Origin of the sequence: Streptomyces sp. ITFR-16 (assembly GCF_031844705.1) — a bacterium.
Taxonomy (GTDB): Bacteria; Actinomycetota; Actinomycetes; order Streptomycetales; family Streptomycetaceae; genus Streptomyces.
In genome coordinates this window covers 2,135,865-2,162,258 of the sequence record NZ_CP134609.1, presented here as the reverse complement: position 1 = coordinate 2,162,258, position 26,394 = coordinate 2,135,865, and the positions used below count along the sequence as shown (strand labels likewise).

The 26,394-nt window shown below is 71.8% G+C and carries 20 protein-coding genes; 17 read left to right on the top strand and 3 right to left on the bottom strand.

Annotated elements, in window-relative coordinates:
* Positions 1-32: 32 nt before the first annotated feature.
* Entirely contained in the window at positions 33-611 is a 579-nt protein-coding gene (locus tag RLT58_RS09460; RefSeq protein ID WP_311309963.1) for a riboflavin biosynthesis intermediates N-glycosidase, read from the bottom strand.
* Between the two features lie 205 nt (positions 612-816).
* On the opposite strand from RLT58_RS09460, the gene RLT58_RS09455 reads away from it, so the two are divergent.
* The 8 genes from RLT58_RS09455 (at position 817) to RLT58_RS09420 (ending at position 10,505) form a co-directional block, all read left to right on the top strand.
* On the top strand, positions 817-2,331 hold the full coding sequence (locus RLT58_RS09455) for a gamma-aminobutyraldehyde dehydrogenase (RefSeq protein WP_311309962.1): 1,515 nt from the start codon (positions 817-819) through the stop codon (positions 2,329-2,331).
* Between the two features lie 43 nt (positions 2,332-2,374).
* Positions 2,375-3,625 (top strand): polyamine ABC transporter substrate-binding protein, encoded by a 1,251-nt coding sequence (locus tag RLT58_RS09450; protein WP_311309961.1) that lies wholly within the window; start codon positions 2,375-2,377, stop codon positions 3,623-3,625.
* A 56-nt stretch (positions 3,626-3,681) separates the two neighbouring features.
* Positions 3,682-4,830: an ABC transporter ATP-binding protein gene (locus tag RLT58_RS09445; protein ID WP_311309960.1), complete on the top strand. Its 1,149-nt coding sequence runs from the start codon at positions 3,682-3,684 to the stop codon at positions 4,828-4,830.
* Complete coding sequence (locus RLT58_RS09440) at positions 4,827-5,753, top strand: ABC transporter permease (protein WP_311309959.1); 927 nt, start codon at positions 4,827-4,829, stop codon at positions 5,751-5,753. The genes RLT58_RS09445 and RLT58_RS09440 overlap by 4 nt, the downstream gene beginning before the upstream one ends.
* Positions 5,753-6,553 (top strand): ABC transporter permease, encoded by an 801-nt coding sequence (locus tag RLT58_RS09435; RefSeq protein WP_311309958.1) that lies wholly within the window; start codon positions 5,753-5,755, stop codon positions 6,551-6,553. Before RLT58_RS09440 ends, RLT58_RS09435 begins: the two co-directional genes overlap by 1 nt.
* Before the next feature lie 23 nt (positions 6,554-6,576).
* Entirely contained in the window at positions 6,577-7,992 is a 1,416-nt protein-coding gene (locus RLT58_RS09430) for an NAD(P)/FAD-dependent oxidoreductase (protein WP_311309957.1), read from the top strand.
* Positions 7,993-8,132: 140 nt separating this feature from the next.
* Positions 8,133-8,591, top strand: a complete 459-nt coding sequence (locus RLT58_RS09425; RefSeq protein ID WP_311309956.1) for a bifunctional DNA primase/polymerase — start codon at positions 8,133-8,135, stop codon at positions 8,589-8,591.
* Positions 8,592-8,678: 87 nt separating this feature from the next.
* Positions 8,679-10,505, top strand: coding sequence for a chitinase (locus RLT58_RS09420; RefSeq protein ID WP_311309955.1), 1,827 nt, complete (start codon positions 8,679-8,681; stop codon positions 10,503-10,505).
* Here the strand turns inward: RLT58_RS09420 and RLT58_RS09415 are convergent.
* A complete protein-coding gene (locus RLT58_RS09415) occupies positions 10,456-11,271 on the bottom strand; it encodes a phosphatase PAP2 family protein (protein ID WP_311309954.1) in 816 nt (271 codons plus the stop codon). The two genes, RLT58_RS09420 and RLT58_RS09415, sit on opposite strands and share 50 nt — an antisense overlap.
* 159 nt (positions 11,272-11,430) lie before the next feature.
* On the bottom strand, positions 11,431-12,771 hold the full coding sequence (gene gabT / locus RLT58_RS09410) for a 4-aminobutyrate--2-oxoglutarate transaminase (protein WP_311309953.1): 1,341 nt from the start codon (positions 12,769-12,771) through the stop codon (positions 11,431-11,433).
* Positions 12,772-13,016: 245 nt separating this feature from the next.
* On the opposite strand from gabT, the gene RLT58_RS09405 reads away from it, so the two are divergent.
* The 9 genes from RLT58_RS09405 (at position 13,017) to RLT58_RS09365 (ending at position 26,263) form a co-directional block, all read left to right on the top strand.
* Positions 13,017-15,467, top strand: coding sequence for an ATP/GTP-binding protein (locus tag RLT58_RS09405; protein WP_311309952.1), 2,451 nt, complete (start codon positions 13,017-13,019; stop codon positions 15,465-15,467).
* A gap of 122 nt (positions 15,468-15,589) precedes the next feature.
* Positions 15,590-17,158 carry a PucR family transcriptional regulator gene (locus RLT58_RS09400; protein WP_311309951.1) on the top strand — a complete coding sequence of 523 codons (1,569 nt, stop codon included), beginning with the start codon at positions 15,590-15,592 and terminating at the stop codon, positions 17,156-17,158.
* Positions 17,159-17,290: 132 nt separating this feature from the next.
* Complete coding sequence (locus tag RLT58_RS09395) at positions 17,291-18,736, top strand: aldehyde dehydrogenase family protein (RefSeq protein WP_311309950.1); 1,446 nt, start codon at positions 17,291-17,293, stop codon at positions 18,734-18,736.
* 260 nt (positions 18,737-18,996) lie between these two features.
* On the top strand, positions 18,997-20,949 hold the full coding sequence (locus RLT58_RS09390) for an acyl-CoA dehydrogenase family protein (protein WP_311309949.1): 1,953 nt from the start codon (positions 18,997-18,999) through the stop codon (positions 20,947-20,949).
* A gap of 83 nt (positions 20,950-21,032) precedes the next feature.
* Entirely contained in the window at positions 21,033-22,304 is a 1,272-nt protein-coding gene (gene aroA / locus RLT58_RS09385; RefSeq protein ID WP_311309948.1) for a 3-phosphoshikimate 1-carboxyvinyltransferase, read from the top strand.
* Between the two features lie 10 nt (positions 22,305-22,314).
* A complete protein-coding gene (locus RLT58_RS09380) occupies positions 22,315-22,809 on the top strand; it encodes a nucleotidyltransferase domain-containing protein (RefSeq protein ID WP_311309947.1) in 495 nt (164 codons plus the stop codon).
* Positions 22,810-22,857: 48 nt separating this feature from the next.
* Positions 22,858-23,619, top strand: coding sequence for a hypothetical protein (locus RLT58_RS09375; RefSeq protein ID WP_311309946.1), 762 nt, complete (start codon positions 22,858-22,860; stop codon positions 23,617-23,619).
* A gap of 74 nt (positions 23,620-23,693) precedes the next feature.
* Positions 23,694-24,956: a 1-deoxy-D-xylulose-5-phosphate reductoisomerase gene (gene dxr, locus RLT58_RS09370; RefSeq protein ID WP_311309945.1), complete on the top strand. Its 1,263-nt coding sequence runs from the start codon at positions 23,694-23,696 to the stop codon at positions 24,954-24,956.
* Positions 24,953-26,263, top strand: coding sequence for a M50 family metallopeptidase (locus RLT58_RS09365; RefSeq protein ID WP_311309944.1), 1,311 nt, complete (start codon positions 24,953-24,955; stop codon positions 26,261-26,263). Before dxr ends, RLT58_RS09365 begins: the two co-directional genes overlap by 4 nt.
* Positions 26,264-26,394: the final 131 nt, after the last annotated feature.

The window sequence follows — 26,394 nt, the reverse complement described above, 5'->3', positions numbered from 1 at the left end:
TGGGAGCCTCTCCCGCCGCCCCGCAGGCCGTTTCATATGCCGTCCGCCCCGTCCCGCAGCCCCGCCCGGGCCTCCATCAGCGCGAACCCCAGCAGATTCAGCCCCCGCCACCTCGCCGGATCCTCGGCGCGCGGATCGTCCGCCGCCAGCCCGATGCCCCAGATCCGGTCCAGCGGGCTCGCCTCCACGAGGACCCGGTCACCCGTGGTCCGCAGGTACGCGGCCAGCTCCGGGTTCTGCCCGAACTTGTGGGCGCTGCCCGCCACCACCAGCCCGTACCGCTCGCGCACCCAGACCGCGTCGTCGAAATCGCGGACCAGGCGCCCCACCTTCTTGGCCTGTGCCGGGCTCTTCGCCGCCACGGCGCGCTCCTCCGCCTCCGCGTCACCGAACAGCCGCGCCTTGCCCGCCATCATCCAGTGCTCGGCGGACGCGTATGTCACCCCGCCGACCGTGAACGGAGACGGCCACCACTGGCTGAGGCAGCTCGCGCCGATCCGGCCGTCCGGGCGCGGACGGTGCCCCCAGAAGAGCAGGTACTTCACTCGTTCGCCCGCAGCGGCCAGCGACACGAGCGCGTCGACATCCCGGACATCCCCGATGTGTTCCATGACACGCGAGTCTGGCATTCGCCACTGACACTACGTACGGGGAATTCCATGCCGACCCGACACATGGTCGACAGATTCCGTCGCGTAACCAAAAGGCAACAACGGAATCACTTGTTGGGTGCGGGACCCTCTGTCAGGATCGGCACTCAAATCGAGCAGATGCTACGCCGCCCCCGGTCTGCGGGGAGCGGCGGAGGAGAGCGTGATGGGCAACAGCTTCCAAGTGCAGGACCGCTTCGCGGACGGCGCGCAGTACATCGGCGGAAGACTGCGGCCCGGCACATCGGGACGCAGCCACGACGTGGTGAACCCGGCCACGGGTGAGACCGTCTACACCTACGAGCTGGCGAGCACCGCCGATGTCGACGCGGCCGTCGCGGCGGCCCGCGAGGCGTTCCCCGGCTGGTCCGGGGCGAGCCCGGCCGAGCGTTCCGAGGCGATGCACCGCTTCGCCGCCGTCCTCGCCGGGCAGGCGGACGACTTCGCGTACGCGGAGTCCCTCCAGTGCGGCAAGCCGGTCAGGCTCTCCACCGAGTTCGACGTCCCCGGCACGGTCGACAACACCTCCTTCTTCGCGGGCGCCGCCCGCCATCTGGAGGGCAAGGCCGCCGGAGAGTACTCCGGCGACCACACCTCGTACGTACGCCGTGAGGCGATCGGGGTCATCGGCTCCATCGCCCCCTGGAACTACCCGCTCCAGATGGCCGCCTGGAAGGTCCTCCCGGCCGTCGCCGCGGGCAACACCATCGTGCTCAAGCCCGCTGAGATCACCCCGCTGACCTCGCTGATGTTCGCGCAGGCGGCCACCGAGGCGGGCATCCCGGACGGGGTGATCAACATCGTCACGGGCGCCGGCAAGGACGCCGGTGAGCACCTCGTCGGCCACCCCGACGTCGTGATGACCTCCTTCACCGGCTCCACGGCCGTCGGCAAGCGGGTCGCGGAGATCGCCACCTCCACCGTCAAGCGCCTCCACCTGGAGCTCGGCGGCAAGGCGCCCTTCGTGGTCTTCGACGACGCCGACGTGGAGGCCGCGGTCAACGGCGCGGTCGCCGGCTCCCTCATCAACACCGGCCAGGACTGCACGGCCGCCACCCGGGCCTACGTCCAGCGCCCGCTGTACGACGCCTTCGTCGAGGGCGTCGCCGCGCTCATGGAGTCCGTCCGGCTCGGCGACCCGTTCGACCCGAAGACCGACCTCGGCCCGCTGATCAGCCATGCCCAGCGCGACCGGGTCGCCGCCTTCGTCGAGCGCGCCCGCGCCTACGCCACGGTCGTCACCGGCGGCGAGGCCCCCGGCGGCGAGCTGGCCGCCGGCGCCTACTACCGGCCGACGCTGGTCACCGGCGCCGCCCAGGACAGCGAGATCGTCCAGTCCGAGATCTTCGGCCCGGTCCTGGTCGTGCTGCCCTTCGACACCGACGACGAGGGCATCGGTCTGGCCAACGACACCCCCTACGGCCTCGCCGCGTCCGCCTGGACCCGCGATCTGTACCGGGCCGGCCGCGCCACCCGCGAGATCAAGGCGGGCTGCGTCTGGGTCAACGACCACATCCCGATCATCAGCGAGATGCCGCACGGCGGATACAAGGCCAGCGGCTTCGGCAAGGACATGTCGGCGTACTCCTTCGAGGAGTACACACAGGTCAAGCACGTCATGTACGACAACACCGCGGTCGCCCGCAAGGACTGGCACCGCACGATCTTCGGGGACCGATAAACCGGCCGGTCCGGCCGCACACCCACCCGGAAGGGCAACGCGCATGGAGCAGTACGAGCCCGAGCGTCTCTCCGCGGCCCAGCTGGCCGCGATGCGTCGCACGCTGACCAACGGCAGGGGAGCCCTCACCCGCCGGTCGCTGCTGCGCGCCTCAGGTATGGGCGCGCTCGCGATCGGCGGGCTGGGCACCCTGAGCGCCTGCGGCATCCCGCCCGCCAAGCGCGAGGGCGACGCGGCCGCGGCCTCGGACGACCACTCGGCCAAGGAGAAGCAGGTCAACTTCTCCAACTGGACCGAGTACATGGACGTCAGTGACGACGGCAAGCACCGGCCCACCCTGGACGCGTTCACCGAACGCACCGGGATCAAGGTCAAGTACACCGAGGACATCAACGACAACGTCGAGTTCTTCGGGAAGATCAAGCCGCAGCTCGCGGCCGGCCAGGACACCGGCCGCGACCTGATCATCGTCACCGACTGGCTGGCCGCCCGCATCATCCGGCTCGGCTGGGCCCAGAAGCTCGACCCGGTGAACCTGCCGCACGCGTTCGCCAACCTCTCGGCCCAGTTCCGCACCCCCGACTGGGACCCGGGCCGCGCCTACACCTATCCGTGGACCGGCATCCCGACCGTCATCGCCTACAACTCCAGGGCGACCGGCGGCCGCAAGGTCGACTCCGTGACCCAGCTGCTCGACGACCCCACGCTCAAGGGCCGGGTCGGCTTCCTCTCCGAGATGCGCGACTCCGTCGGGATGACGCTCCTCGACATGGACAAGGACCCCGGGAAGTTCACCGACGCCGACTACGACGCCGCGATAGGCCGGATCCAGAAGGGCGTCGACAAGAAGCAGATACGCCGCTTCACCGGCAACGACTACACCGCCGACCTCGACAAGGGCGACATCGCCGCCTGCGTCGCCTGGGCCGGCGACATCATCCAGCTCCAGGCCGGGAACCCGGACATCAAGTTCGCCATCCCGGCCGCCGGATACATCACCTCCAGCGACAACATGCTGATCCCGGCCAGGGCCCGGCACAAGACCAACGCCGAGAAGCTCATCGACTACTACTACGAGCCCCCGGTCGCCGCTCGGCTCGCCGCGTACATCAACTACGTCTGCCCGGTCGACGGGGTCCGCGACGAACTCGCCAGGATCGACAAGGCGATGGCCGCCAACACGCTGATCCTCCCGGACAAGGCGATGGCCGCCAGGTCGCACGCCTTCCGCTCCCTGACCTCCGAGGAAGAGACGGCGTACGAAGAGAAGTTCGCCAAGCTCATCGGCGCCTGACGCCACCCCCTCGAAGACTCTCCGACCTCCCCCTGACACCACTGGGACTGCGATCCATGACACAGCAGCAGACAGGCGGCGATGTCCGCCTCACCGGGATCAGCAAGACGTACGGCTCCTTCCACGCCGTCCGCCCGCTCGATCTGACCGTCCCGCAGGGCTCCTTCTTCGCGCTCCTCGGCGCGTCCGGCTGCGGCAAGACCACCACCCTGCGGATGATCGCGGGCCTGGAGGAGGCCACCACCGGCACGGTCACCCTCGGCGGCCAGGACATCACCGCCCTGCCCCCGTACAAGCGGCCCGTCAACACCGTCTTCCAGAGCTACGCACTCTTCCCGCACCTCGACATCACCGAGAACGTGGCCTTCGGACTGCGCCGCCGCGGCATCAAGTCGGTGAAGAAGCAGGTCGACGACATGCTGGAGCTCGTCCAGCTCGGCGACTTCGCCAAGCGCAAGCCGCACCAGCTCTCCGGCGGCCAGCAGCAGCGCGTCGCCGTGGCCCGCGCCCTGATCAACCACCCGCAGGTCCTCCTGCTCGACGAACCCCTCGGCGCCCTCGACCTCAAGCTGCGCCGCCAGATGCAGCTGGAGCTCAAGCGCATCCAGACCGAGGTCGGCATCACGTTCATCCACGTCACCCACGACCAGGAGGAGGCCATGACCATGGCCGACACCGTCGCGGTGATGAACGCGGGCCGGGTCGAACAGCTCGGCGCCCCCGCCGACCTCTACGAGAACCCGCGCACGACGTTCGTCGCCAACTTCCTCGGCACCTCGAACCTCATCGAGGGCGAGGTCGTCTCCGGCGGCACCGACCTCGTCGTGGCCGCCGGCGGCGGGAAGCTCCGGCTGCCCGCCGGCCGATGTACCGGCCCCACCGACCAGGGCGGCAAGCTGCTGCTCGGCATCCGCCCCGAGAAGATCTCCCTCGCGGCCGCCGCCGAGGCGGACGCGATAGCGGACGGCCGCAACCGGGTCACCGGCCGGATCGTCGACTCCAGCTTCATCGGCGTGTCCACGCAGTACGTCGTCGAGAGCCCGGCGGGCAAGGCCCTGCACGTGTACGAGCAGAACGTCGAGTCCCGCTCCGGTCTGACGCCCGGCGCCGAGGTGGTCCTGCACTGGAACCCGGCGCACACCTTCGGGCTCGACGCCGCCCAGGACATCGACGCCGGTGTGGAGACGGTGGAGGACGCGGCGTGAGCCTCACCCAGGAGGCGCCGCCGGCTCCCGCAGCCGAGCCGGTCGTGCGCAAGCCCTCCACCCGCAAGCGCCTGATCCCCTACTGGCTGCTGCTCCCCGGCATCCTGTGGCTCGTCGTCTTCTTCGCGCTGCCGCTGGTCTACCAGGCCTCGACCTCCGTACAGACCGGATCCCTGGAGAAGGGGTTCGAGGTCACCTGGCACTTCCGGACCTACTGGGACGCGCTGAGCGACTACTACCCGCAGTTCATCCGCTCCCTGCTGTACGCCGGCACCGCCACGCTCCTGTGCCTGCTGCTCGGCTACCCGCTGGCCTACCTCATCGCCTTCAAGGCGGGCCGCTGGCGCAATCTGGTGCTGGTGCTGGTCATCGCCCCGTTCTTCACCAGCTTCCTGATCCGTACGCTCGCCTGGAAGACGATCCTCGCGGACGGCGGCGCGGTCGTCGACGTACTGAACACGCTGCACGTCCTGGACGTCACCAGCTGGCTCGGCTGGACCGAGAACAACCGGGTCCTGGCCACCCCCATGGCGGTCGTCTGCGGCCTCACGTACAACTTCCTGCCGTTCATGATCCTGCCGCTCTACACCTCGCTGGAGCGGATCGACGGCAGGCTGCACGAGGCGGCCGGCGATCTGTACGCGACCCCCGCCACCACCTTCCGCAAGGTGACGTTCCCGCTGTCCATGCCGGGCGTGGTCTCCGGCACGCTGCTGACCTTCATCCCGGCCAGCGGCGACTACGTCAACGCGGAACTGCTGGGCTCCACCGACACCAAGATGGTCGGCAGCGTCATCCAGACCCAGTTCCTGCGCGTCCTCGACTATCCGACGGCGGCCGCGCTCTCCTTCATCCTCATGGCGGCCGTCCTGATCATGGTCACCGTCTACATCCGCCGCTCCGGGACGGAGGACCTGGTCTGATGTCCGCACTGCGCTGGCTGCGACGCCATCTGGTCGTCATCGCGGGTCTGCTGACCCTCGCCTACATGATCCTGCCGAACATCGTCGTGATGGTGTTCTCCTTCAACAAGCCCAACGGCCGCTTCAACTACTCCTGGCAGCGCTTCTCGCTGGACGCCTGGAAGGACCCCTGCGGCGTCGCCGACATGTGCGGCTCGCTCTCGCTCTCCCTCCAGATCGCCGTCTGGGCCACGATCGGCGCGACCGCGCTCGGCACGATGATCGCGTTCGCCCTGGTCCGCTACCGCTTCCGGGCGCGCGGCGCGATCAACTCGCTGATCTTCCTGCCGATGGCGATGCCCGAGGTCGTCATGGCCGCGTCGCTGCTCACGCTCTTCCTCAACATGGGCGCGCAGCTCGGCTTCTGGACGATCCTGATCGCCCACATCATGTTCTGCCTCAGCTTCGTCGTGACGGCGGTCAAGGCGCGCGTCATGTCGATGGACCCGAGGCTGGAGGAGGCGGCCCGCGATCTGTACGCCGGACCGGTGCAGACCTTCGTGCGGGTGACCCTGCCGATCGCCGCCCCCGGAATCGCCGCGGGAGCGCTGCTCGCGTTCGCGCTCTCCTTCGACGATTTCATCATCACCAATTTCAACGCGGGCTCCACGGTGACCTTCCCCATGTTCGTCTGGGGCTCGGCACAGCGCGGCACGCCCGTACAGATCAATGTCATCGGCACGGCGATGTTCATCATTGCGGTACTGGTGGTTCTCACCGGCCAGCTGATCGCGAACCGGCGGAAGAACGCACGACCCTGAAAGTCCCGAAGGAGTTGGAAACCATGGCCCCAGCTGCCATGCGTACTGCTGCACAATCACTCTCCGACGCCAAGCCGGTGTCCTTCTGGCTGGACGACCCCGGCCGGCCCGAGGCGCTTCCCGCGCTCACCGGTGACGAGCGATGCGACCTCCTCGTCATCGGCGGCGGATACAGCGGACTGTGGACCGCCCTGCTCGCCAAGGAACGCGAACCGGAACGCGATGTCGTGCTGATCGAGGGGCACGAGACGGGCTGGGCCGCCTCGGGCCGCAACGGCGGATTCTGTGCCGCGTCCCTCACCCACGGGCTGCCCAACGGACTGGAGCGCTGGCCCGGGGAGATCGCGAGGCTGGAGGAACTCGGCGCGCGCAACCTCGACGCCATCGAGGAGGCCGTCGCCCGCTACTCCATCGACTGCGAGTTCGAGCGGACCGGCGAGATCGATGTCGCCACCGCGCCCCACCAGCTCGAAGAGCTGCGGGAATGGCACCGGGACGCCGAACGGCACGGCTTCGGCGGGGTGGAGTTCCTCGACCGCGACGCCCTGCGCGCCGAGGTCGACTCACCGACCTTCCTCGGCGGTCTCTGGGACCGGCGCGGGGTCGCGATGCTGCACCCGGCCAAGCTGGTCTGGGGCCTGAAGCGGGCCTGCCTCGACCTCGGGGTGCGGATCTACGAGCACACCCGGGGCCTGGAGCTGGCCCGAACCGGAACCGGAATGGCGGTGCGCACCCCGTACGGCAAGATCCTCGCCCGCCGCGTCGCGCTCGGCACCAACATCTTCCCCTCGCTCGTCAAGCGGGTGCGCCCGTACACCGTCCCGGTCTACGACTACGCGCTGATGACCGAACCGCTGAGCGAGGACCGGCTCGCCGCGATCGGCTGGAAGAACCGGCAGGGACTGGGGGACAGCGCCAATCAGTTCCATTACTTCCGGCTCTCCGCGGACAACCGCATTCTGTGGGGCGGATACGACGCGATCTATCCGTACGGGGGCCGGCTCAGCGCCGATCTCGACCAGCGCCCGGAGACCTTCCTGAAACTCGCGGGACAGTTCTTCGAATGCTTCCCGCAATTGGCCGGGGTGCGTTTCACCCACGCCTGGGGCGGTGCGATCGACACCTGTTCGCGGTTCTCCGCCTTCTTCGGTACGGCCCATCAGGGCCGGGTCGCCTATGCCGCCGGGTTCACCGGTCTGGGCGTCGGGGCCACCCGGTTCGGTGCCGACGTCATGCTCGACCTGCTGGCCGGCGAGCACACCGAGCGGACCGCGCTGGAGATGGTGCGCAAGAAGCCGCTGCCCTTCCCGCCCGAGCCCCTCGCCTGGGCCGGGATCGAGCTCACCAAGCGGTCGCTGGCCAGGGCCGACAGCAACGGCGGCCACCGCAATCTGTGGCTGCGCACGATGGACCGCGTGGGCCTCGGTTTCGACAGCTGAGCCCCGGCCGGCGGGTGCGTGACGCAGACCACTACCGATTGGTAGCCGAACCCGCGTAATGGATCGGCCCCACCCCGCTCTCTTCCCGTGAACGCACCGGCGACTCCCCGCCGGTGGGCAACGGAGTTGGAGGCGGGTTCATGGCCGGCGCGGAGATCAGGGCAGCGGTCGAGTGGCTGGCGTCGGCGGCGCCGGATCCCGACGCCTGCCGGTGGGAATGGGAGCGCAACCCCCAGGGGATCGCGCTCCTTCCCGCCGGCCGGCGCTGGGACGTGCTGATTCTTCCGGGGGAGCTGGGCTATCCCACGCTCGACGTGCTCACCCGGCTCATCGACCGCCCGGGGCCGGTCCTCTCGGACTTCGGCGAGGCCCGGATGGGCTTCTTCGTCCCGCCGGGGACCGTCACCCGCTGGGTGGGGACCGGGGTGCGGGGTGCGGGCCGGGGCACCTGGATCGTCGTGCCCCATCCGGGGCGGGCCGCCGGCGGGGTGCGCTGGCTGATCCCGCCGGACGGTTCGGGGACCCTCACCGACGCCACGCTGCTGGAACTGGCCATGCACGAGGCCGCGGGCAGCGCGGCGGCGGGGGAGCAGGAATAGGGCGCCCGGTGCCAGAGGTCTTGACAACCCGATTGGTCTGGACCATGTTGTGCGCCACACTCAATTCCCCCCTGCACGGAGGCCGTTGTGGAACGCACGGGACCCCCCGCCCGCATGACCGGACTTCTGGCCGTGTTCTCGGCCGCCCTGCTGGCCGTCGGCGGCCTGGCGGCCACGGCGCCCAGCGCCGCCGCGGCCGACGTCGATCTGGCGAGCAACGGCACCTTCGAGGCCGGGCTGACCGGCTGGACCTGTACGGGCGGCAGCGGAGCCGTCGTCAGCACGCCGGTGCACGGCGGGACTTCGGCGCTGAAGGCCACCCCGGCCGGCAGCGACAACGCCAAGTGCTCCCAGTCCGTGACGGTCAAGCCCGGCTCCACGTACACGCTGAGCGCCTGGGTGCAGGGCAGCTACGTCTACCTGGGGGCCGAGGGCACCGGCACGACCGACGTGTCCACCTGGACGCAGTCCGCCGGGGCCTGGCAGAAGCTCACCACCACGTTCACCACCGGTGCCTCGACGACCTCGGTCAAGGTGTACACGCACGGCTGGTACGGAACCCCCGCCTACTACGCCGACGACCTCACCCTCGTCGGACCCGGCGGCGACCCGGTCGCGCTCCCCGCCGTACCCACCGGCCTCAAGGCGGGCACGCCCACCGCGTCCTCGGTGCCGCTGTCCTGGAACGCGTCCTCGGGGGCCACCGGTTACAACATCTACCGGGGCGGCACGAAGGTCCTCTCGGCGACCGGGACCTCGGCGACCGTGACGGGGCTGACCGCCTCGACCGCGTACAGCTTCCAGGTCAGTGCCACCAACTCCGCGGGCGAGTCCGCGAAGTCCGCGGCCGTCCCGGCGACCACCGTCGCGGGCGGCGGCGGGGGCGGCGGCACGGAGCTGCCGGCCCACGCGCTCGTCGGCTATCTGCACTCCAGCTTCGCCAACGGCTCCGGCTACACCCGGATGGCGGACGTGCCCGACTCCTGGGACGTCATCGACCTGGCCTTCGGCGAGCCGACCTCCGTCACCTCCGGCGACATCCGCTTCTCGCTCTGCCCGGTCACCGAGTGCCCGAACGTCGAGTCCGCGGCCGAGTTCAAGGCGGCCATCAAGGCCAAGCAGGCCGCAGGGAAGAAGGTGCTGATCTCCATCGGCGGCCAGAACGGACAGGTGCAGCTCGCCACCACCGCCGCCCGCGACACCTTCGTCTCCTCGGTCAGCAAGATCATCGACGAGTACGGTCTGGACGGCCTTGACATCGACTTCGAGGGCCACTCGCTCTCGCTGAACACCGGCGACACCGACTTCCGGAACCCCACCACACCGGTGATCGTCAACCTGATCTCCGCGGTGAAGACCCTCAAGGCCAAGTACGGCGAGAAGTTCGTCCTCACCATGGCCCCCGAGACCTTCTTCGTGCAGCTCGGCTACCAGTACTACGGCTCGGGCCCCTGGGGCGGCCAGGACCCGCGCGCCGGGGCCTACCTCCCGGTGATCCACGCCCTGCGCGACGACCTCACCCTGCTGCACGTCCAGGACTACAACTCGGGCTCCATCATGGGCCTGGACAACCAGTACCACTCCATGGGCGGCGCCGACTTCCACATCGCGATGACCGACATGCTGCTGGCCGGGTTCCCGGTGGCGGGCGACCAGACCAAGGTCTTCCCCGGGCTGCGCCCCGACCAGGTCGCGATCGGCCTGCCGGCGTCCACCCAGGCGGGCAACGGCCACACCTCGCCGGCCGAGGTCACCAAGGCGCTCAACTGCCTGACGAAGAAGACCGACTGCGGCTCGTACGCCACCCACGGCACCTGGTCCGGGCTGCGCGGGCTGATGACCTGGTCCGTCAACTGGGACCGCTTCAACAACTGGGAGTTCTCGAAGAACTTCGACGCCTACTTCGGCGGCTGAGCGCCGGCGGGATCAGCAGCAGCCCGCACAGGAACCAGCTGCCCAGCACATCCAGCGGCCAGTGATAGCCGCGCAGCACCAGACCGATGCCCGTCGCCGCTGTCAGCAGGACAGCGGCGACGGGCATCATCCACGCGCGCCGCGCGTACGGGGCCAGCAGCAGCGCCGCCGCCCCGTACGCCACCGCGGCGGTCGCCGCATGGCCCGACGGGTAGTAGCCGGTGGCTTCGGTCAGCGGCCCGGGGCGGGCGATCCAGTCCTTGAGCGGAACGACGAGCAGCGGCACGGCGGCCATGGCGAGCGCGGCGGTGACCGGCGCCCGGCGCTCGCCGCGCAGCAGGCACCAGAACAGCGCGCAGCCCAGGACCGGGAGCGCGACCTGCATATTGCCGAGATCGGCGAGGAATTCGGTGAGCCACCGGGGGCCGTGTCCGACGAGGAACCGGCCGGTGCGTTCGTCGAGGGCGCGCAGCGGGCCGTCGGCCGCGATCTGCCAGGTGGTGAGGGCGAACAGGGCCGACAGCCCCGACACCGCAGAAAAGAGAAGAGCCGTCCGTCCCGGAACAGGGGGGGTGGTTCCGGGACGGACGGACGGACCGGTTTGCCGCGCGCCCCGGGGGGTGTGGGGCGGGCGGCAAACCGATCGGTGAGGAGTTCCGGAGCCGGAGGCTCCAGTGGTGTGCGCGAAGGCACAACCAGGACGGCGCTGGGGAAGCTCCGGCCCGGCGTCGCCCGCAGTCCCCTGCGGGCGGGGTGTTTCTCTCATCTGCGCAAACCGTACGTCAGGCGGTGGGGGACGGACAGCGGGTACCGTATCCCGCCATCGCCCCCGCACACCTTCTTCACAGGACCGTGCGGACGGTGGTCCGGCCACCGGGCATCCCGGCGGAAAACGCCCCGTGCGGAGCCCGGGACCGTACCGGCGTCAGACCGAGGCGAAAGCCCGCTCGATCACGTCGAGGCCCTCGTCGAGCAGGTCCTCGCCGATCACCAGCGGCGGCAGGAAGCGCAGCACGTTGCCGTACGTGCCGCAGGTGAGGACGAGGACGCCCTCGGCGTGGCAGGCCTTCGCGAGCGCGCCGGCCGCCTCCGGGTACGGGTCCTTGGTGCCCGGCTTCACCAGCTCGATCGCGATCATGGCGCCGCGGCCGCGGATGTCGCCGATGATGCCGCCGTTCGGCAGCTTGGCCCGCATCTCGGCGAGGCGGCCCTTCATGACCTCCTCGATGCGCCTGGCCTTCGCGTTCAGGTCAAGCTCGCGCATGGTCTCGATGGCGCCGAGCGCGCCCGCGCAGGCGACCGGGTTGCCGCCGTACGTGCCGCCGAGGCCGCCCGCGTGCGCCGCGTCCATGATCTCGGCGCGGCCGGTCACGGCGGACAGCGGCAGACCGCCCGCGATGCCCTTGGCGGTGGTGATCAGGTCCGGGACGATGCCCTCGTCCTCGCAGGCGAACCACTGGCCGGTGCGGCAGAAGCCGGACTGGATCTCGTCCGCGACGAAGACGATGCCGTTGTCCTTGGCGAACTGCGCGATCGCCGGGAGGAAGCCCTTGGCCGGCTCGATGAAGCCGCCCTCGCCGAGCACCGGCTCGATGATGATCGCGGCGACGTTGTCCGCGCCGATCTGCTTGGTGATCTCGTCGATGGCCTGCGCGGACGCCTCGGCGCCGGCGTTCTCCGCACCGGTCGGCCAGCGGTAGCCGTACGCCACCGGCACCCGGTAGACCTCGGGCGCGAACGGGCCGAAGCCCTGCTTGTACGGCATGTTCTTCGCCGTCAGCGCCATCGTGAGGTTGGTCCGGCCGTGGTAGCCGTGGTCGAAGACGACGACGGCGGTGCGCTTGGTGTAGGCGCGGGCGATCTTCACCGCGTTCTCGACCGCCTCGGCGCCCGAGTTGAACAGCGCGGACTTCTTGGCGTGGTCGCCCGGCGTCAGCTCGGCGAGCTGCTCGCAGACCTCGACGTACCCCTCGTACGGCGTGACCATGAAACAGGTGTGGGTGAAGTCCGCGAGCTGGGCGGACGCCCGGCGCACGACCGCCTCGGCGGAGGCGCCGACCGAGGTCACGGCGATCCCGGAGCCGAAGTCGATCAGCCGGTTGCCGTCCACGTCCTCGATGATCCCGCCACCGGCACGGGCGGTGAACACCGGCAGCGTGGAGCCCACACCAGCGGCGACCGCCGCCAGCCGGCGGGCCTGCAGCTCCACCGACTTCGGGCCGGGAATGGCGGTGAGGACGCGGCGCTCCTGCGGAATAGCGGTCATGCGGGGCTCCTGGGGGGTATTGCGGACGCTTCTCTTTCTGCAGGCTAGGGGCGGGGGAGGGGGTCCGGCATGCTCCGATCGGGAGTGGTGGCGGGCATGTCCTTGTCCGTGGCGGACAGAAGCCGGTGCGGAAACGTCGCGCACCCGGCCCGTCACCATCCGGGCGCGTTGCTGAACTCCCCGTGTTCCCGCACTAGATTGACCGGTGCAGGGGTCGGACCCGGCTGGTCAGGGGGCAACGGTTCATGGACAACGACGGTACGTACGGCGGGCGGGGTACGCGGGGGGCGCAGCCGCCCGACGACCGTGCCGGCCGGCCGGGGGGCTCCGTACCGCGTCCGGCGGGCCCGCCGCCCGCCGGACCGCCCCCGTTCCCGCCCGCCGTGCCGCCGTCCGTCCCGAGGCCGCCGGCGGCTCCGCCCCGGGCGGCGGGTGTCCCCGCTGCCACGGCCGACTGGCTGAACGCGCCCCGCCCGGAACCCGGGCCCGGCGTGTGGCGGTACGGCCATGTGCCGAGGCCCGACGAGCGGCCGCCGCGCCCCTCGCTGGTGGGCCCGGCCGCGACGTTCGCCCTGTGGCTGCTGCTGTGGCTGCTGCTGACGGAGCGCACCGTCCCCTATGTGAGCAAGCCGATCGAGATCATCACCGGGCCCGAGTGGTGGTCCTTCGGCGGTCTGCGGAAGGACGCGCCCGCGCTGGTGGTCAACTCCACCACGCTCTACTACCAGGTCCTGGTCTTCGGCCTCGGCTTCTGGGCCGCCCGGATCGGCGGCTGGGCCGGGGTGTTCCGCTATTTCGCCGGAGACGGCCTCGGCCGGGCCAGGGCCGTTCTCACGGCGACCGCCGCGGTGCTCATGCTCTGGCTCGTCTGGACCCACCGGGTGCCGCTCGCGGACATCGTCTTTCCCGCCGTCCCCACCGGGCTGATGCAGGGCGGCGGCAACAAGTACCTGGCGCTGCTCGTCTCGCTCGTGCTCTACGCCCTGATCGCCACCGCGATCGTGTGGCCCTTCGCCAGAATCGGCCGGTGGGCGACGGAGTTCGGCCCCTTCACGGGCCGGGCCCGGGGCGCCGCCGAGCACCCGGCCCGGCAGCCCGGCACCACCCCCGCCCCCGAGTCCACCGGCCCCCTCAGGGCCCACTGGCCGGATCTGCGCGCTGCGGGCAGCACCGACGCCGCCGAGGCGCTCACCGCCGCCGTGCACGCCGGCCGGATGAACGACGTGGACTGCGTACGGCTGCGCCACGCGTGGTCCACCGTCCGGACCCGCCCCGACCGGATCGCGTCCTTCACCGAGACGGTGCTGCGCAAGGGCCCCGACGCCTATCTCCACCCCTCCGGCAGCCGGGACGTACCCCGGCGCACGGCCGAGCACGACCCGCTCACCGGCCAGGTCCGGGTCGGCGACGTCGCCGACGACCCGCGCAACCCCTACCCCCGCCGGGGCTCGGGCCTGGCTCTGGACCCCGCGTCCCTCGGCACCTCCCTGCTGGCCGTCGGGCCCCCGGGCTCCGGCAAGACGGACCGGGTGGTCCGGCCCGTCGTCGAGTCCCTCGCCCTGCGGGCCCTCACCGGCCAGGCCGCGGTGCTGGCCGTCGGGGGAGCAGGTGCCGGGCTCGGCCCGGACGACGCCTACGACGTCGTCGTCCGGATCGGCGACCCCTCCTCCGTGCACGACTTCGACCTGTACGGCGGCACCACGGACCCCGACGAGGCCGCCGCCGCCCTCGCGGAGGGCCTGGCCGGTGACATCCCCGGCCTGGACACCCGGCGCGCGGCCACCGCGCTGGGCCAGCTGCTCGGCCCCTACCGGGCCGTCCACGGCCGCTTCCCCGCCGTCCCCGAACTCCGCGAACTCCTGGAGGGCTCGCCCGCCGCACTGGGCGCCCTGCGCCGGGCGCTGGAGGAGGCAGGCCATCACGCGATGCTGCGTGAACTGGACGCCCGGGCCCGGCAGGCGGGCGGCGCGGCCGACCCCGCCGCCGTACTCGCCGACCGGATCGCCGCACTCGACCGGCCCGCCTTCGCCGGGTTCTTCGCCACCGGCGAGGGCGCCCGCCCGTTCTCGCTGCGCTCCCTGGAGCAGCACCCGCTGCGGGTGCGCATCGATCTGCCCGAGCGCGTGCACGCCGAGGCGTCCCGCGTGCTGGCGCGGCTCGTCCTGGCCCAGTTCAACGCGATCGCCGCCGCCCGCGCCGACCGCTCGCTCTTCGTCTGCCTGGTTCTGGACGACGCGACCGGGACCCTCACCGCCGAGACCGTCCGGGGCATCCGGCGGCTGCGCTCCGTCAACGCCGGGGCGGTCCTCGCCCTGCGGACGCTGGACGACGTCCCCGAGGGGCTGCACACCGCGCTGCTCGGCGCGGTCGGCTGCGCCATGGCCTTCCCCGGGGTCACCACCTGGGACGGCAAGCGCTTCGCCGAGGCGTGGGGCAAGGAGTGGGTGGAGGTCCGGGAGGTCGCCCAGCACGGCGTCTTCGCCGACCAGCCCGTCACCCGCGCCCTGCACGCGCTGCGGAAGCTGGCCACCGGCAAGGCCGTGACCACGGACGCGGTGACCGTGCGCCAGGTCGAGCGGGAGCGCTGGTCCGCCTCCGGACTCGCGTACGAACTGCCGGCGGGGCACGCGGTGCTCTCGCTGACCACGGTCGGCGGTGAACACGTACCGCCGCTCCTGGTGCGGCTGACGGGCTGACCGGCGCAAAGGGGGCCCGGGGGTGGCAGCGGTGACAGGAACTCTGCCACCCTGGCAGAATCGACGACAGCCGTTCGTACGGGACGGCGTAATCGCCTCCTCCCAAAGGTCCCCCCATCCCCATGCCCCCCACCCTCGCCTCGCTCGTCCAGCACTCGGCGCTCAAACTCACGGTGCGTGCGGGGGCGGACCGGCTCGGTACGCCCGTGCGCTGGGCGCACGCCAGTGAGTTGACCGATCCCGTTCCGTACATGGAGGGCGGTGAGCTGCTGCTGGTCACCGCGACCAATCTCGACGCCGACAACCCCGAGGCCATGGGGCGGTACGTGCGGCGGCTGGCCGCAGCCGGGGTGGCCGGGCTGGGGTTCGCCGTCGGGGTCAACTACGACGACGTGCCGCAGCCCCTGATCGGCGCCGCCGAGGAGGCCGGGCTGCCCCTGCTCGAGGTGCCGCGCCGCACCCCGTTCCTCGCCATCGCCAAGGCCGTGTCCTCGGAGATCGCCGCCGACCAGTACCGGGCCGTCACCGCCGGCTTCGAGGCGCAGCGCGAGCTCACCCGGGCCGCGCTCGCCGGGGACGGGCCCGCCGATCTGCTCGCCCGGCTCGCCGCGCAGGTCGACGGCTGGGCCGCGCTGTACGACGCCTCCGGGGCCGTCGTGGCCGCCGCCCCCGACTGGGCCGCCCGCCGCGCCGCCCGGCTCACCCCCGACGTGGAGCGGCTGCGCGAGCGGCCGGCGCCGGCCAGCGTCGTCGTCGGCGACACCGACGACCGGGTCGAGCTCCAGTCCCTGGGCACCGGCCGCCGCGTCCGCGGCGCCCTCGCCGTCGGCACCGGGGCCGCGCTCGGCACGGCGGAGCGGTACGCGGTGCACTCGGCCGTCGCCCTGCTCACCCTCACCACGGCCCGCTCCCGCTCGCTCCAGGGCGCCGAACAGCGCCTGGGCGCGGCCGTCCTGCGCATGCTCCTGGCCAGCCAGCCCGACCACGCCCGGGCCGTCGCCGGAGACCTCTACGGCGGGCTGCTCGACGCCCCCTTCCGGCTGCTCATCGCCGAGGCCCCGGAGTCCTCGTCCACCGCACAGCTCGCCGAGGCCATGGAGACCGCGGCCGCCCGGTCCGGCGAGACCCTGCTGATGGTCCCCGAGGGCGAACGGCTGGTCGTGCTGGCCGCCGACGGGGGAGCCGCCGTCGCCGCCTGCGCGGCCTACGCCGAGGCCCAGGAGGACCGCCCGCCGCGCGACCCGGCGGCGGAGGACACCGAGGTCGTCGTCGGGCTCTCCGCCCCCGCGGGCCCGATCGCCGTCTCGGCCGCGTACAAACAGGCCGAGCAGGCCCTCTCGGTGGCCCGCCGCCGGGGCAGGGCCCTGGTCGAGCACGAGGAGCTGGCCGCCGGTTCGGTGCTGCCGCTGCTCGCCGACGACGCCGTACGGGCCTTCGCCGACGGCATGCTCCGCGCCCTGTACGAGCACGATGCCAAGGGCCGGGGCGACCTGGTCGCCTCCCTGCGCGCCTGGCTCTCGCACCACGGCCAGTGGGACGCGGCGGCGGCCGACCTGGGCGTCCACCGGCACACCCTGCGCTACCGGATGCGCCGGGTGGAGGAGATCCTCGGCCGCTCGCTGGACGACCCGGACGCCCGGATGGAGCTCTGGCTCGCCCTCAAGGTCACTCACCCCCCGACGGCCCCGTAGAAGCGCCCGCCCCTGCGACAAACCGGCGCACCCCGGCCCGCCTCTGCTCCACCCCGGACAAACGCCAGGCGGGCGGTACGGCCCTACGGTGGGGACCGGAACACCCCACGCCATCGAAGGGCCGGAACCTCCATGACCTCCACCCACGCCTTCTGGCTGGCCGGCCGCGAGGCCACCGGCGAGGAAAGCTTCGACGTCACCAACTCCTGGGACGGGCGCCTCGTCGGCACCGTCAGCGTGCCGACCGAGGCCCAGGTCGAGGAGGCCGTCGCCGCCGCGCACGCCGTGCGCGAGGAGTTCGCCGCGACCCCGGCCCATGTCCGCGCCGCCGCCCTCGACCACGTGGCCCGCCGCCTGACCGAGCGCACCGAGGAGATCGCCCAGCTGATCTCCGCCGAGAACGGCAAGCCGGTCAAGTGGGCGCGCGGCGAGGTCGGCCGGGCCGTCTCCGTGTTCCGCTTCGCCTCCGAGGAGGCCCGCCGCTTCAACAGCGGCGACGCCCAGCGCCTGGACACCGACGCCGGCGGCACCGGCCGCCTCGGCCTGACCCGCCGCTTCCCGCGCGGCACCGTCCTCGGCATCGCGCCCTTCAACTTCCCGCTGAACCTCAGCGCCCACAAGGTCGCCCCGGCCATCGCCGTCGGCGTCCCGATCATCCTCAAGCCGGCCCCCGCCACCCCGATCTCCTCGCTGGTCCTGGGCGAGCTGCTGGCCGAGACCGACCTGCCGGCCGGCTCCTGGTCGGTACTGACGGTCCCCAACGACCGCATGCCCGCCCTCGTCCAGGACGAGCGGCTGCCCGTCATCTCCTTCACCGGCTCCGCCCAGGTCGGCTACTCGATCATGGACTCGGTGCCCCGCAAGCACTGCACCCTGGAGCTGGGCGGCAACGGCGCGGCCGTCGTCCTCGGCGACTGGGCCTCCGATGAGGACCTCGACTGGGCCGCGACCCGCATCGCGACCTTCTCCAACTACCAGGGCGGCCAGTCCTGCATCTCGGTCCAGCGCGTCATCGTGGACGCCGCCGTCCACGACCGGCTGCTCCCGAAGATCGTCGCCGCCGTCGAGGCCCAGGTCACCGGCGACCCGTCCGACGCCGCCGCCGACGTCGGCCCGCTGGTCGACGAGGCCGCGGCGCGGCGCGTCGAGTCCTGGGTCGACGAGGCCGTCGCGGCCGGCGCCCAGCTCCTGGCCGGCGGCAAGCGCGACGGCTCGACGTACGCGCCGACCGTCCTCGCCGCACTCCCCGACGGCGTCACCCTGGCCACCGAGGAGGTCTTCGGCCCGGTCCTCTCGGTGCAGAAGGTCGACGGCGAGGCCGAGGCGTTCGCCGCCGTCAACTCCTCGAAGTACGGCCTCCAGGCAGGCGTGTTCACCCACGACCTGCAGACCGCGTTCCGCGCCCACCGCGCGCTGGAGGTCGGCGGCGTGATCATCGGCGACGTCCCCTCGTACCGCGCCGACCAGATGCCGTACGGCGGCGCCAAGCAGTCCGGCGTCGGCCGCGAGGGCGTCCGCTACGCGATGGACGACTACACCTACGAGCGGGTCCTGGTCCTCACCGGCCTCGCGCTCTAGGCACCCCCGGGCCCCCGGGGGCCGACGGACGGCCGGGGCCCCACTGTGCGGGGGGCTCCGGCCGTTCCGGCATGCCGCACGCGGTAGCGGGCACTGGAGTGGTGGCCGACCCGATCGGCGTCCGCAGGCTGGTGAGGGCGTCCGGAATCGGGTACATACGGACGAGTAGAACCGATAGGTGCGCACGGCGGACGGATCCCCGGACCGCCCGCGCGCCTGCCGGATCCACCCAACCGACGAAGCGGCGAGGTGAGCTCCTCATGTCCGCACCATCCGCACAACAGCACACGCCCAAGGTCTCCGAGCGCGAAGCGCGCCAGGTGGCCGAGGACGCGCGTGAGCAGGACTGGCACAAACCCAGTTTCGCCAAGGAACTGTTCCTCGGCCGCTTCCGCCTCGACCTGATCCACCCGCACCCGCTGCCCGCCGGCGAGGACGTCCGGCGCGGCGAGGAGTTCCTCTCCCGGCTGCGGGAGTTCTGCGAGACGAGGATCGACGGCGCGGCGATCGAGCGCGAGGCCCGGATCCCCGACGACGTGGTCGACGGGCTCAAGCAACTCGGCGCGCTCGGCATGAAGATCGACGTCAAGTACGGCGGTCTCGGGCTGACCCAGGTCTACTACAACCGGGCCCTCGCCCTCGTCGGCTCCGCCAGCCCGGCGATCGGCGCCCTGCTCTCCGCGCACCAGTCCATCGGCGTCCCCCAGCCGCTGAAGGTCTTCGGCAGCCAGGAGCAGAAGGACGCCTTCCTGCCCCGGCTGGCCCGTACCGACATCTCGGCGTTCCTCCTGACCGAGCCGGACGTCGGCTCCGACCCGGCCCGGCTGGCCACCTCCGCCGTCCCGGACGGGGACGACTACGTCCTGGACGGGGTGAAGCTCTGGACGACCAACGGGGTCGTCGCCGATCTGCTCGTCGTCATGGCCCGGGTCCCCAAGTCCGAAGGGCACAAGGGCGGCATCACCGCGTTCGTCGTCGAGGCCGACGCCCCGGGCATCACCGTGGAGAACCGCAACGCCTTCATGGGCCTGCGCGGCATCGAGAACGGCGTCACCCGCTTCCACCAGGTGCGCGTCCCCGCCGCCAACCGCATCGGCCCCGAGGGCGCCGGACTCAAGATCGCGCTCACCACCCTCAACACGGGCCGGCTCTCCCTGCCCGCCATGTGCGTCGGCTCCGGCAAGTGGTGCCTGAAGATCGCCCGCGAGTGGTCGGCCGTCCGTGAGCAGTGGGGCCGCCCGGTCGCCCGGCACGAAGCCGTCGGCGCCAAGATCTCCTTCATCGCGGCGACCACCTTCGCCCTCGAAGCCGTGGTGGACCTCGCCTCGCAGATGGCGGACGAGAACCGCAACGACATCCGGATCGAGGCGGCGCTCGCCAAGCTGTACGGCTCCGAGATGGGCTGCCTGATCGCCGACGAACTCGTCCAGATCCGGGGCGGCCGCGGCTTCGAGACCGCCGACTCCCTCGCCGCCCGCGGCGAACGGGCCGTGCCCGCCGAGCAGATGCTCCGCGACATGCGGATCAACCGGATCTTCGAGGGCTCGACGGAGATCATGCACCTGCTGATCGCGCGCGAGGCGGTCGATGCCCATCTGAAGGTCGCGGGCGACATCATCGACCCCGACAAGCCGCTCTCCGCCAAGGCGAAGGCGGGCGCCAACGCGGCCGGCTTCTACGCCAAGTGGCTGCCGGGGCTCGTCACCGGACCCGGACAGCTCCCGCGCACGTACGCCGAGTTCCACCCGGCCGGGCACACGGATCTGGCCACGCATCTGCGCTACGTCGAACGCGCCTCGCGCAAACTGGCCCGCTCCACCTTCTACGCCATGTCGCGCTGGCAGGGCCGGATGGAGACCAAGCAGGGCTTCCTCGGCCGGATCGTCGACATCGGCGCGGAGCTCTTCGCGATGAGCGCGGCCTGCGTCCGGGCCGAACTCCTGCGCTCGGAGGGCGACCACGGCCGCGAGGCGTACCAACTGGCCGACGCCTTCTGCCGGCAGTCCCGCATCCGGGCCGAGGAACTCTTCACCCGGCTCTGGTCCAACACCGACGACCTCGACCGGCGCGTCGTCGACGGCGTCCTGTCCGGCACGTACACCTGGCTGGAGGAGGGCGTCGTCGACCCGAGCGGCGACGGCCCGTGGATCGCCGACGCCACCCCCGGCCCCTCCGCCCGGGACAACGTCCACCGTCCCATCCGCCGAACCTGAACCCCGGCACCCGGCGGCGGGGCACGTCCAGTCGATGGACGCGCCCCGCCGCCGAGTGCCGGGGCACGGCAGGATGAGGAAGCGTGACCGTCATCCATGTCCCCGGTTCCAAGTCCGTCACCGCGCGCGCCCTCTTCCTGGCCGCCGCCGCGAACGGCGACAGCACGCTCGTACGCCCCCTGAGCTCGGACGACACCGAGGGCTTCGCCGCCGGTCTCACCGCACTCGGCTACCGGGTGGCGCGGGAGCCGGACCGCTGGCACCTCACCGGGCGCCCGTCCGGGCCCGCCGCCCCCGAGGCCGACGTCTACTGCCGCGACGGGGCCACCACCGCCCGGTTCCTGCCCACCCTCGCGGCGGCCGGCGCCCGCGGCAGCTACCGCTTCGACGCCTCCGCGCAGATGCGCCGCCGCCCCCTCGCCCCGCTCACCGAGGCCCTGCGCACGCTCGGCGTCGACCTGCGCCACGAGGAGGCCGAGGGCCACCACCCGCTGCGCATCGAGGCCGCCGGCATCAAGGGCGGCGAGCTGACCCTGGACGCCGGGCAGTCCAGCCAGTACCTCACCGCGCTGCTGATGCTCGGACCGCTGACGGAGACCGGGCTGCGGATCACGGTCACCGACCTGGTCTCGGCGCCCTACATCGAGATCACCCTCGCCATGATGCGGAGCTTCGGCGCCGAGGTCACCCGGGGCGGCCCCGGCGACGCCGTCTTCACGGTGGCGCCCGGCGGCTACCGGGCCACGGAGTACGCCGTCGAACCCGACGCCTCCACGGCCGGCTACTTCTTCGCGGCGGCGGCCCTCACCGGCCGCGAGGTCACCGTCCCCGGGCTCGGCCGCGACGCCCTCCAGGGCGACCTGCGGTTCGTCGACGTCCTCGGCCGCATGGGCGCGCGGGTGGACATGACGGCCGGCTCCACCACTGTCCGCTCCACCGGTGAACTGCGCGGCCTGACCGTCAACATGCGCGACATCTCCGACACCATGCCGACCCTGGCCGCCCTCGCGCCCTTCGCCTCGGGGCCCGTACGCATCGAGGACGTCGGCAACACCCGGGTCAAGGAGTGCGACCGGCTGGAGGCGTGCGCGCAGAACCTGCGGCGCATGGGCATCACGGTCACCACCGGACCCGACTGGATCGAGATCCGGCCGGGCACCCCGAAGCCGGTGGAGATCGAGACCCACGGCGACCACCGCATCGTGATGTCGTTCGCCGTCACCGGCCTGCGCACCCCCGGCATCACCTTCGACGACCCCGGCTGCGTACGGAAGACCTTCCCCGAGTTCCACGAGGAGTTCGCCGCCTTCGCCGGTCTCCCCGACGGCCGGACCGGGGCCGGTACGGGGCGATAGGCTCCGCCCCATGATCTCCGCCGCCGACGTGCTGTCCGTCCTCGCGCTGCTCCGCGAGGCCGGAGCGGACGTCGTGATCGCGGGCGGCTGGGGCATCGACGCCCTGCTCGGCGAGGAGACCCGTGTCCACGGGGACCTCGACCTGCTGCACCGCGAGGAGCAGGAACCGGCCGCGGTCGCGGCGCTGACGGCGGCAGGCTGGACCGAGACCCTGGACTGGCGCCCGGTGCGCTTCGTCCTCAGCCACCCGTCGGGGCCCGACATCGACCTGCATCCGCTGCGGTTCGCCCCCGACGGCTCGGCGGTCCAGTCGTCGCCCGACCCGCAGGAGCCGTTCCACTACCCGGCGGAGTGCTTCGTCACCGGCACCATCGGCGGCACGCCCGTACGCTGCCTCTCGGCCCAGCGGCAGATCGACTTCCACCAGGGGTACGAGCCCCGCCCGCAGGACCTGCACGACATGGCGCAGCTCCGCCGGGCGTTCGGCGTGACCACGCACTTCTGAGACACCGCCACATCAGCACGTCAGCACATCAGGGGATTGGGGACAGGCATGCACGGGGTGAGGGACCAGCGGCGCCGACGGCGCCGGCTCGCGGCCACCGGGATCGCGGCCGCGACGCTCCTGGGCGCGTCCGCCTGCGGCGGCGGCGACAGCGGCACGGGCAAGGACGCCAAGGCGCCGGCCGCATCCTCCGCGAAGCCCTCGGGACCGGCGGCCCGCACCGAGGCCCGGCTGCGGGCCGCCGCCTTCGGCGACGGCGAGAGGATCGGCCCGTACACGGCGTCCGAGTACGTCCTCGACAGCCCGCTCGGCGACGGCTACACCGCCGCCCCGGCCGGCTGCCAGCCCCTCGTCAGCCTCGCCGGTGACGTCGCCGACCCGGACCCCGCCGCCCAGGTCCAGCGCAAGGCCGACGTCCCCGACGAGCTGCTCGGCCTCACCGTGGACATCACCCTGCGCAGCTACCGCGACGGGGGCGCCGCCACCGTGATGAAGGCACTCGCCAAGGCGGGCAGGGACTGCGCCGGCGGGTTCACCGAGGAGCGGGCCGTCGCCCGTGCGAAGTACCTGAAGGTCGAGCCGGCCAAGGCCCCCGCCTTCGCCTCCGAGGCCGACGAGGCGAAGGCGTACCGCTTCACCCTCCTCGACGTGAAGGGGGAGAAGAAGCTGTACGAGTACCTCACCGTCGTCCGCTCCGGCTCCACCACGCTCGCCTTCCGGGGGGAGATCACCTCCACCGAGGACATCGGGGGCGTACCGCCCGAGATCATGGCCGCCCAGTGGGCGAAGTTCCGCGCGGCCGGGGGCTGAGCCCCCGCATGAGCCGGACGCCACGACCCGGCACACGGGACGCCCTGTCCACAGCCGCGCCGGAAGCGGCAACAATGGGGGCCATGAGCGACAGTCCTGCCCCCCTCGCCGACCCGCACCTCGTCTTCGACGCCGTGGAAGGCCGCCGGGATCTCGTCATCCTCGGCTCCACCGGGTCCATCGGCACCCAGGCCATCGACCTGGTGCTGCGCAACCCCGACCGCTTCCGCGTGACCGCGCTGTCCGCGGCCGGCGGCCGGGTCGGCCTCCTCGCCGAGCAGGCCCGCCTGCTCAAGGTCCGTACGGTCGCCGTCGCCTCGCCCGAGGCCGTACCGGCCCTGCGCGAGGCCCTGCGGCACGAGTACGGGACGGCCGAGCCGCTGCCCGAGATCCTCGCCGGGCCCGACGCGGCCACCGAGCTGGCCGGCAGCGACTGCCACACCGTGCTGAACGGGATCACCGGCTCGATCGGGCTGGCGCCCACGCTGGCCGCGCTGAAGGCGGGCCGCACCCTGGCGCTCGCCAACAAGGAGTCGCTGATCGTCGGCGGCCCCCTCGTCAAGGCGCTGGCCGCGCCGGGGCAGATCATCCCGGTCGACTCGGAGCACGCCGCGCTCTTCCAGGCGCTCGCGGCCGGCAAGCGCGCCGATGTGCGCCGGCTCGTCGTCACCGCGTCCGGCGGCCCGTTCCGGGGACGCACCCGCGACGAGCTGGAGAACGTGACGAGGGAGCAGGCACTCGCCCACCCGACCTGGGCCATGGGCCCGGTCATCACCGTCAACTCGGCCACCCTGGTCAACAAGGGACTCGAAGTCATCGAGGCGCACCTCCTCTACGACATCCCCTTCGACCGGATCGAGGTCGTGGTCCACCCCCAGTCCTACGTCCACTCCATGGTGGAGTACACGGACGGCTCCACCCTCGCCCAGGCCACCCCGCCCGACATGGGCGGACCCATCGCCATCGGGCTCGGCTGGCCGCAGCGGGTCCCGGACGCGGCCCCCGCCTTCGACTGGACGAAGGCCTCCAGCTGGGAGTTCTTCCCGCTGGACACCGAGGCCTTCCCGTCCGTCGGTCTCGCCCGGCACGTGGGCACGCTGGGCGGCACCGCACCGGCGGTGTTCAACGCCGCGAACGAGGAGTGCGTGGACGCGTTCCTCGACGGACGGCTGGCCTTCAACGGCATCATGGACACCGTCACGGCGGTGGTGAACGAACACGGAACGCCCCGGTCGGGAACTTCTCTCACGGTCGCGGACGTCCTTGAAGCGGAGACCTGGGCGCGGACCCGGGCCCGGGAACTCTCGGCCAAGGCCACCGCGGAGGCACGCGCATGAGTACGAGCACGATCCTGCTGACGGTGCTCGGCATCGCCGTCTTCGTCTTCGGCCTGCTGTTCTCCATCGCCTGGCACGAGCTGGGCCACCTGTCGACCGCGAAGCTCTTCGGCATCCGCGTCCCGCAGTACATGGTCGGCTTCGGCCCCACGCTCTGGTCGCGCAAGAAGGGCGACACGGAGTACGGGATCAAGGCCATCCCGGCCGGCGGCTACATCCGCATGATCGGGATGTTCCCGCCCGGACCGGACGGCCGGCTGGAGGCACGGTCCACCTCGCCGTGGCGGGGCATGATCGAGGACGCCAGATCCGCCGCCTTCGAGGAGCTGGAACCGGGCGACGAGAAGCGGCTCTTCTACACGCGCAAGCCGTGGAAGCGCGTGATCGTCATGTTCGCCGGACCCTTCATGAATCTGGTCCTGGCCGTGGCGATCTTCCTCGGTGTGGCGATGACCTTCGGCTTCCAGACGCAGACGACCGAGGTCGCGGGCGTCCAGAAGTGCGTGATCTCGCAGAACGAGAAGCGCGACACCTGCGAGAAGTCCGACCCGGTCTCGCCCGCGCAGGCCGCCGGACTCAAGGTCGGCGACAGGATCGTCGCCTTCGACGGCCAGAAGGTCGACAAGTGGTCCGTGCTCTCCGACCGCATCCGCGACACGATCGGCCCCGCCACCATCACGGTCGTGCGCGACGGCCGGGAAGTCGAGCTGCACCCCGTGCTCATGAAGAACGCGGTGGCGAAGAAGGACTCCGACGGCGAGGTGATCCCCGGGAAGTTCGTCTCCGCCGGCTACCTCGGCTTCGCGGCGCAGACGGAGATCGTCCCGCTCTCCTTCGGTGACTCGGTCGTCCGCATGGGCGACATGATCGAGAACGGCGTCGACTCCATCGTCGCCCTCCCGTCCAAGATCCCGGCCCTGTGGAACGCGGCCTTCTCGGACGGCGAGCGGGCCGCCGACTCCCCGGTGGGCGTCGTCGGCGCGGCCCGCATCGGCGGCGAGGTGATGACGCTGGACGTACCGGCGGAGAACCAGGTCGCGATGATGCTGTTCCTGCTCGCCGGCTTCAACCTCTCGCTCTTCCTCTTCAACATGCTGCCGCTGCTTCCGCTCGACGGCGGCCACATCGCGGGGGCGCTGTGGGAGGCGCTGCGCCGGCACTCGGCGCGGATCTTCAAGCGCCCCGACCCCGGCCCGTTCGACGTCGCGAAGCTGATGCCCGTCGCCTATGTGGTCGCCGGGGTCTTCATCTGCTTCACCCTGCTCGTCCTGGTTGCCGATGTCGTCAACCCGGTCAAGATCACCTGACCGGTGCGGCGCACGCGCCGGATGAACACCGAGTGACGGTGGATGAGCACGGTGCGTCCGACGGCCCGAATTCTTCGCGGGCCCCGGACACGGTGTGCTCCATGCCGCGCTCGGTGCCGTAACCTCGAAGG

Coding starts and splice junctions, on each gene's coding strand:
- RLT58_RS09415 (WP_311309954.1), bottom strand. CDS start 11,271: ATGAGAGAAACACCCCGCCCGCAGGGGACTGCGGGCGACGCCGGGCCG.
- RLT58_RS09445 (WP_311309960.1), top strand. CDS start 3,682: ATGACACAGCAGCAGACAGGCGGCGATGTCCGCCTCACCGGGATCAGC.
- RLT58_RS09430 (WP_311309957.1), top strand. CDS start 6,577: ATGGCCCCAGCTGCCATGCGTACTGCTGCACAATCACTCTCCGACGCC.
- RLT58_RS09435 (WP_311309958.1), top strand. CDS start 5,753: ATGTCCGCACTGCGCTGGCTGCGACGCCATCTGGTCGTCATCGCGGGT.
- RLT58_RS09450 (WP_311309961.1), top strand. CDS start 2,375: ATGGAGCAGTACGAGCCCGAGCGTCTCTCCGCGGCCCAGCTGGCCGCG.
- RLT58_RS09365 (WP_311309944.1), top strand. CDS start 24,953: ATGAGTACGAGCACGATCCTGCTGACGGTGCTCGGCATCGCCGTCTTC.
- RLT58_RS09455 (WP_311309962.1), top strand. CDS start 817: ATGGGCAACAGCTTCCAAGTGCAGGACCGCTTCGCGGACGGCGCGCAG.
- RLT58_RS09380 (WP_311309947.1), top strand. CDS start 22,315: ATGATCTCCGCCGCCGACGTGCTGTCCGTCCTCGCGCTGCTCCGCGAG.
- RLT58_RS09425 (WP_311309956.1), top strand. CDS start 8,133: ATGGCCGGCGCGGAGATCAGGGCAGCGGTCGAGTGGCTGGCGTCGGCG.
- gabT (WP_311309953.1), bottom strand. CDS start 12,771: ATGACCGCTATTCCGCAGGAGCGCCGCGTCCTCACCGCCATTCCCGGC.
- RLT58_RS09460 (WP_311309963.1), bottom strand. CDS start 611: ATGGAACACATCGGGGATGTCCGGGATGTCGACGCGCTCGTGTCGCTG.
- RLT58_RS09400 (WP_311309951.1), top strand. CDS start 15,590: ATGCCCCCCACCCTCGCCTCGCTCGTCCAGCACTCGGCGCTCAAACTC.
- dxr (WP_311309945.1), top strand. CDS start 23,694: ATGGGGGCCATGAGCGACAGTCCTGCCCCCCTCGCCGACCCGCACCTC.
- RLT58_RS09390 (WP_311309949.1), top strand. CDS start 18,997: ATGTCCGCACCATCCGCACAACAGCACACGCCCAAGGTCTCCGAGCGC.
- RLT58_RS09395 (WP_311309950.1), top strand. CDS start 17,291: ATGACCTCCACCCACGCCTTCTGGCTGGCCGGCCGCGAGGCCACCGGC.
- RLT58_RS09375 (WP_311309946.1), top strand. CDS start 22,858: ATGCACGGGGTGAGGGACCAGCGGCGCCGACGGCGCCGGCTCGCGGCC.
- RLT58_RS09405 (WP_311309952.1), top strand. CDS start 13,017: ATGGACAACGACGGTACGTACGGCGGGCGGGGTACGCGGGGGGCGCAG.